A 6511-nucleotide genomic window follows, 5' to 3' on the forward strand; every position below is an offset into this window, starting at 1 on the left:
GGAAGCGGATCCGGCACAGACGGGACGTTGGCGATGACATCGACGACACAGCAATCGAACCCGCCGATCGGTGAGAACCCGATCGGGGAGGACCTCGCCGCGGACCTGGCGACCGCAGCGCTCGGGCTGGCGCGACGATTCCACGCGGGCGCGACCCTGTGGGTGGTCTCGCCGCAATGGGAACCGCACGCCCACCACGTGGCCGTGGAATTCGTGCATCCGGTGATCATGGGCAAGCGGGCGCTGCCGGCGGTGTCGCTGGTCGAGCCGGACCCGGTGGCCCAGTGCCGGGTCGCGGTGCGGCCGGGCGACGTGATCCTCGCCGTCGCGTCCGCGGATGAACCCGACGTCCTCGACATCGTGCGTCGCGCCGCGGCGTGGGGAGCCGACACCATCTGGATCGGTGCCGGACCGCGCCCGCCCGCCGGGGCCGCCACGCACGTGCTGTGGGTGGATTCGAACGATCCGATGGTGTGGGCCACCGGCCGATTCGTGCTGATGTACCACCTGCTGTGGGAATTGACCCACGTCGTCTTCGAGCATCCCGGACTGCTCGAAGAAGACCACACCGACGCGGTGTGCGTGACGTGCAGCGACGAGGGCAGGCTCGCGGAGGTCGTCGCCCCACCCGGCGCCGACACCGCCACCGCTCTCGTGCGGACCGCGGACGGGGAGGAGCACGTCGACGTGTCGATCCTGGAATCCGTTGCCGTGCACGATCTTCTCGTCGTACACGGGGGCGTGGCGCTAACCCGGCTCGACGCTACTGCCGATCCGGGGGAGAGGTGACACCGTGAGCGAACCGGAACAGACGAGTTTCCTGTATCCGTTCATCGAGGCGGACGAACGCGACGCCGCGCCGCTGTTACGCGACCTCGCCGCGTCCGCCCGCAGCAAGGCAGCGGAGAGCGCACGGTTGCAGCAGGCGTCGATCGACGAATGGGGACCGGCACTCGAATCCGCGGGGGAGCGGATGGCCCGGTCCTTCGCACGCGGCGGCCGGCTCTACACGTTCGGCAACGGCGGCAGCTCCACCGACGCCGCGACCCTCGCGTCCCTGTTCAGCCGGCCCGCCCGCGGACGGCCGGTGCCCGCCTGGTCCCTGGCCGCGGACCAGGCCGTGGTCACCGCCCTCGGCAACGACGTCGGTTTCGACCTGATCTTCTCGCGGCAGATCATCGCCCACGCCCGGCCGATCGACATCGCGATCGCGCTGTCCACGTCCGGCAACTCGGACGATCTCATGACGGCCCTCGCCGAGGCGCGATTCCGCGGCCTGCTCACCATCGGATTCGCCGGCCACGACGGCGGGCGGATGGCCGTCTCCGACGACCTCGACTACTGCTTCACGATCCGCTCGCAGAGCATCCACCGCATCCAGGAGAGCCACGCGCTGCTCGGATACCGCCTGTGGGAGATCGCGCAGGATCGTCTCGCGCGCGAGACGTCGACGGGCGGAGGCGGAACGTGAGCACCGACGCGGGTCGCGAGGACCGGGTACTGGAACGGATCGAGGCGTTCCGGCGCCGCCGCCCGCGTCTGCTCGACACGGTCGTCACCCTCTCCCACGGGGCCGGGGGCAAGGCGTCCGCGGCGCTGGTCGATGCGGTGTTCGTGGACGCGTTCCGCAACGCCGAACTCGAACAGCTCGGCGACGCTGCCGTCGGGTCGATCGGCGTGGGGGAGCGCCTGGCGTTCTCCACCGATTCGTACGTCGTCAAGCCACTGCAGTTCCCGGGCGGATCGATCGGGCACCTCGCGGTGCACGGCACCGTCAACGACCTCGCCGTGTCCGGCGCGCGGCCGCGCTGGTTGTCGGCGGCGTTCGTGATCGAGGAGGGCTTCGAGATCGCCCGGCTGCGGGAGATCGTCGCCGACATGGCGACCGCGGCGTCCGGCGCGGGAGTCGACATCGTCACCGGGGACACCAAGGTCGTCGGCAAGGGTTCCGCCGACGGGCTCTACATCAGCACCGCGGGCGTGGGCGTGGTGCCCGACGGCCGTCGTCTGGGCGCGGACCTGGTTCGGCCCGGCGACCGGGTCGTCGTCTCCGGCACGATCGGCGACCACGGCATGGCGGTGCTGCTCGCGCGCGGCGAACTCGCGCTCGAGGCGGACATCGCGTCCGACACCGCTCCCGTGCACCGGATGGTGGAGGCGCTGCTCGCGGCGGCCCCGTCGACCCGGTGGATGCGCGACGCGACCCGCGGCGGCGTCGGCACCGTGTGCAACGAACTCGCGCAGGCCACCGGATTCGCAGTGGTGCTCGACGAGGAGGCACTGCCGGTCCGGCCGCAGGTTCTCGGTGCGTGCGACCTGCTCGGCATCGACCCGCTGTACGTGGCGAACGAGGGCAAGTTCGTGGCGGTGGTCGCCGAGGACGAGACCGACGCGGCGCTCGCCGCGCTGCGCGGGCAGGCCGGGGGCGAAGCCGCGGCGGTCGTCGGCGAGATCCTCGCGGAACCGGAGGGCATCGTCGCGCTGCGCACCGCATTCGGGGGCAGCCGGATCGTCGACATGCTCGTCGGTGATCCGCTGCCACGCATCTGTTGACCGTGAGGAGAACTGTTGTGTGTCTGGGAATTCCGGGACGGATCGTGGACATCCTCGACGCCGATCAGGATCTCGCGAAGGTCGACGTCAACGGGGTGCAGCGGGCCATCAGCATCCGGTTGCTCGCCGGCACCGGCCTGCAGGTCGGCGACTGGGTGCTGGTGCACGTCGGATTCGCGATGTCCCGCATCGACGAGGCGGAAGCACGGATGACGCTCGACCAGGTGCGCCGGATGGGGGCCGACTACGTCAACGAGATCGAGGCGTTCACCAATTCGGAGATCGACACGACGCCGAGATGACGGCGACGAGGGAAAGCGGGTTGGCACCATGAAATTCGTCGACGAGTTCCGGGACCCGGCTGCGGCCCGGGCCCTGGTCGCTGCGATCACCGATCTCGCCGCCGAGGACGAGTTCAAGTTCATGGAAGTGTGCGGTGGGCACACCCACACCATCTACCGGCACGGCATCGAACATCTGCTGCCGCCGTCGGTGGAGCTGGTGCACGGACCGGGCTGTCCCGTCTGTGTCATCCCGATGGGCCGCATCGACGACGCGATGTGGCTGGCCGAGCAGGACGGCGTGGTGTTCACGACGTTCGGGGACATGATGCGGGTGCCCGGATCGCGCGGCAACCTGCTCGAAGCGAAGGCGCGCGGCGCCGATGTGCGGTTCGTGTATTCGCCGCTCGACGCGCTCAAGATCGCGGTCGACGACCCGGACAAGCAGGTGGTGTTCTTCGCGGTCGGGTTCGAGACCACGGCACCGTCCACCGCGGTGACCCTCGTGCGTGCGAAACAGCTGGGGCTGACGAACTTTTCGGTGTTCTGCAATCACGTCACCATCGTTCCCCCGATCAAGGCGATCCTCGAATCGCCGGATCTGCGCCTGTCCGGGTTCCTCGGGCCGGGCCACGTGTCGACCGTGGTGGGCCTGCGCCCGTACCGGTTCGTGCCGGAGAAGTACGGAAAACCGATCGTGGTGGCGGGTTTCGAGCCCCTCGACATTCTCGCGTCGGTGCACATGCTGCTGCGGCAGATCCGGGACGGGCGGTGCGAGGTGGAGAACCAGTACAGCCGGGTCGTGCGCAGCGAGGGAAACGGGCAGGCCCTGGCGCTGCTCGCGCAGACGTTCGCGCTGCGACCCCACTTCGAGTGGCGCGGGCTCGGATTCATCTCGCAGAGCGCACTGGGAATTCACCCCGACTACGCCGAGTTCGACGCCGAGCAGCGCTTCTCGATGCCGGGTGTGCGGGTGGCAGATCCGAAGGCATGCCAGTGCGGTGAGGTGCTCAAAGGCGTGATCAAACCGTGGGAGTGCAAGGTGTTCGGGACCGCGTGCACACCCGAGACGCCGATCGGCACCTGCATGGTCTCACCCGAAGGGGCATGCGCCGCTTACTACAACTTCGGTCGTCTCCATCGCGAGACGGCGGCACTGGTGGGGCAGCGCGGGAAGGGGTGACCGTGGCGGAAAGCGCGGTGGCCCAGGGATATCGGTTGTTCGCGCGGTATGCGCACGCGCCCAACGAACTCGGTTACTGCGGCCCGGCGAGTGCCGCCGCGCTCGAGAGTGCTGCCTGCGGTGGCGGGGATCCGGCGGTGGTGGCCGCCGCGGCCCGGCAGTTCAGCGGGGCCTGGCCGTATCAGCAACTGATCGCCGAACAGTGCGGGATCGCCGATCCGCTCGACGAGCAGGTGGTTCGGGCCTATTGGACCGGAAACGTCCTCACCGATCGCATCGACGCGGAGCGGTTCGGTGGTGAACTGCTGAGCCGGTTCGGTGCGCGAGCCGGTCACTACTGGTCGCACCTGACGGAGGACCTGCTGTCCGAGGTGACCGCGACCCACGCGTTCCACGTGTTCGGGGTGTATCCGTGGTCGCGGCTGCTGGGAACCGGGATGCCCGAGCCGCTCCGGATCCTCGATTCGTGCCGGATCGGGTGGGGGACCGTGCTGGAGGTGTCCGACGACGACGCCCTCGTGAACGTACGGCGACTCGAATTCGGCGGTGGCCGGCTGACTCTCGGAGCCGAGACGGCTCGGCGCGTCGGCCGGCGGACCGACTCCGGCGTGTTCGTGCCCGACCTGCGCGTGGGGGACCGGGTGGCGCTGCACTGGGATTTCGTGTGCGACAGGCTCACTGCGGAGGAGACCGACCGGCTGGAGTCGTGGACCGTCCGGCAGCTCGGGCACACCAACCGCCGGCTCGCCGCATGATGCTCAGCCGCGGCGCTGCGGCACGGAGAAGCCCCACGGCAGTTCGAGCCGGTGCGCCGCGAGCAGCGTGTCGTCGGTGAGGATCTCGTCGATCGGTCCGTCCGCGACGAGCCGGCCGCCGTCCAGAATCACCGCGCGGGTACACAATTGCGCGGCATACGGAAGGTCGTGCGTGACCAGCAGCAGCGTCGCGTCGAGCCGGGTGAGGACCTCCGCGAGTTCGCGACGGGCCACCGGATCGAGATTTGCGGACGGTTCGTCGAGCACCAGAACCTCGGGCCTGCAGGACAGCACGGTCGCCAGGGCGACACGCCGCCGCTGCCCGCCCGACAGGTGCGCGGTGTCGCGGTCCGCGTGCTCGGTCATGTCGACCGCGGCGAGAGCCTCCCGGACCCGCTCGTCGAGCTCCGGCGGGCGGACCCCGAAATTCGCCGGGCCGAACGCGACGTCCTGGGCGACGGTGGGCATGAACAGCTGGTCGTCGGGATCCTGGAACACCAGGCCGACGGCGCGCCGCACGTCGCGGAGGGTGTCGCGGCCGATCGTCCGCCCGCCGATCGCGACCGTTCCCTCGGTGGGGGTGAGCACGCCGTTGAGATGAAGCATGAGCGTCGTCTTGCCCGCCCCGTTGGGGCCGAGCACCGCGACGCGCTCGCCCGCCGCGACGGTCAGGTCGATGCCGTGCAGGGCACGCCGGCCGTCGGGATAGGCGTAGCCGACGCCGGCCAGGTGGACCGCGGGTGTGCCGGTCACGTCGTGACCCACGCCGTCGCGCACACGAGCACGGCACCTGCGGTCGGCGCCAGTGCCGAGATCCAGTCCGCGGGACGTGCGGGCTCACCGAAAGCCGGGACGGTACCCGTGAATCCACGCGAGAGCATGGCCAGGTGCACCCGTTCGCCGCGCTCGTAGGCGCGCAGGAACAGGCCCCCGATCCCGCGCGCGGTCGCACCGATCCGACGCAGCGTGCGCGGGTCGTCGCCGCGGGACAGCCGTGCGATGTGCATCCGGTGCGCCTCGTCGGCGAGCAGGTCCGCGTACCGGATCATCAGCACGACGATGGTGGTGATCGATCCCGGTACGTGAAGGCGTGCAAGGGCTCCCGGTAGCTCCCGCACCGCCGTGGTGGCGGCGAGGGTCAGCGACACGAGCACGCCGAGGGTCCCCTTGGCGAGGATCCCCCACGCGGCATACAGGCCGGGAACCGACAGCGAAACCCCGGCCACCACGACACGTTCACCGGCCTCGGCGAACGGCAGCAGCACCGCCAGCACCACGAACGGAAGTTCGATGAGCATCCGCGGAGCCAGCCACGAGAGCCGGATCCCCGCGACCGTCCACACGGCGGCGAGCACCGCCAGGTACGCACCGAACGCCCACATCGCCTCGCGTGGGGTGGCGACGACGACGAACACGAACGTCACCGCCGCGACGATCTTCACCTCCGCGGGCAGCCGGTGCACCGGCGAGGTGCCCGGCAGGTGGAGCCGCGTCGCCGCGGTCTCGCCGCTCACGGTTTCGCCGATTCCCCGGGTGCGCGGCGGCGACCGAGGAATCGGAACAGGCCGCCGGCGGCGACCGCGACGACGACCACGCCGGCGATGCCCGCGAGCCCGGTCGAGAACTCCCGGCCGCCGACCGCGTAGTCGGCCAGCGGGCTGCCGGACAGCCTGTGATCGGTGGCGGTGGTTGCCATGCACTCGCCGGTCACGCGTTCGGTCCCGTCGACCTCGACGACC

The 6511-nt window shown here is 70.3% G+C and carries 9 protein-coding genes; 6 read left to right on the forward strand and 3 right to left on the reverse strand.

Features of this window, described 5'->3' with window-relative positions:
* Positions 1 to 33 precede the first annotated feature (33 nt).
* The 6 genes from I0Q12_RS04855 to I0Q12_RS04880 are packed head-to-tail and all read left to right on the forward strand — an operon-like array spanning position 34 to position 4772.
* On the forward strand, positions 34 to 789 hold the full coding sequence (locus tag I0Q12_RS04855; protein ID WP_197250874.1) for a hydrogenase assembly protein HupF: 756 nt from the start codon (positions 34 to 36) through the stop codon (positions 787 to 789).
* A gap of 4 nt (positions 790 to 793) precedes the next feature.
* Positions 794 to 1471 (forward strand): SIS domain-containing protein, encoded by a 678-nt coding sequence (locus I0Q12_RS04860; RefSeq protein ID WP_197250875.1) that lies wholly within the window; start codon positions 794 to 796, stop codon positions 1469 to 1471.
* Positions 1468 to 2553, forward strand: a complete 1086-nt coding sequence (hypE, locus tag I0Q12_RS04865) for a hydrogenase expression/formation protein HypE (RefSeq protein ID WP_197250876.1) — start codon at positions 1468 to 1470, stop codon at positions 2551 to 2553. The genes I0Q12_RS04860 and hypE overlap by 4 nt, the downstream gene beginning before the upstream one ends.
* A gap of 17 nt (positions 2554 to 2570) precedes the next feature.
* The gene (locus tag I0Q12_RS04870) at positions 2571 to 2855 is read left to right on the forward strand and encodes a HypC/HybG/HupF family hydrogenase formation chaperone (protein ID WP_197250877.1); all 285 of its coding nucleotides are present in this window, start codon (positions 2571 to 2573) and stop codon (positions 2853 to 2855) included.
* Positions 2856 to 2883: 28 nt separating this feature from the next.
* On the forward strand, positions 2884 to 4017 hold the full coding sequence (hypD, locus tag I0Q12_RS04875; protein ID WP_197250878.1) for a hydrogenase formation protein HypD: 1134 nt from the start codon (positions 2884 to 2886) through the stop codon (positions 4015 to 4017).
* A gap of 2 nt (positions 4018 to 4019) precedes the next feature.
* Complete coding sequence (locus I0Q12_RS04880; RefSeq protein ID WP_197250879.1) at positions 4020 to 4772, forward strand: DUF6390 family protein; 753 nt, start codon at positions 4020 to 4022, stop codon at positions 4770 to 4772.
* 3 nt (positions 4773 to 4775) lie between these two features.
* Here I0Q12_RS04880 and I0Q12_RS04885 read toward each other — a convergent pair whose 3' ends face one another.
* From I0Q12_RS04885 to I0Q12_RS04895, 3 genes are all read right to left on the reverse strand, one after another.
* Positions 4776 to 5525: an ABC transporter ATP-binding protein gene (locus I0Q12_RS04885; RefSeq protein ID WP_248675164.1), complete on the reverse strand. Its 750-nt coding sequence runs from the start codon at positions 5523 to 5525 to the stop codon at positions 4776 to 4778.
* A complete protein-coding gene (gene cbiQ, locus I0Q12_RS04890) occupies positions 5522 to 6286 on the reverse strand; it encodes a cobalt ECF transporter T component CbiQ (RefSeq protein ID WP_248675163.1) in 765 nt (254 codons plus the stop codon). Before cbiQ ends, I0Q12_RS04885 begins: the two co-directional genes overlap by 4 nt.
* Positions 6283 to 6511, reverse strand: a 229-nt coding sequence (locus I0Q12_RS04895) for a PDGLE domain-containing protein (protein ID WP_231610021.1), incomplete at its 5' end; no start/stop codon positions are given. The genes I0Q12_RS04895 and cbiQ, both read right to left, overlap by 4 nt.

Source organism: Rhodococcus sp. CX (assembly GCF_015865005.1).
Classification (GTDB): Bacteria; Actinomycetota; Actinomycetes; order Mycobacteriales; family Mycobacteriaceae; genus Rhodococcus.

Bases quoted from the DNA above. Each gene is read 5' to 3' on its own strand.
- I0Q12_RS04855 (WP_197250874.1), top strand. From the start codon at position 34: ATGACATCGACGACACAGCAATCGAACCCGCCGATCGGTGAGAACCCG.
- hypD (WP_197250878.1), top strand. From the start codon at position 2,884: ATGAAATTCGTCGACGAGTTCCGGGACCCGGCTGCGGCCCGGGCCCTG.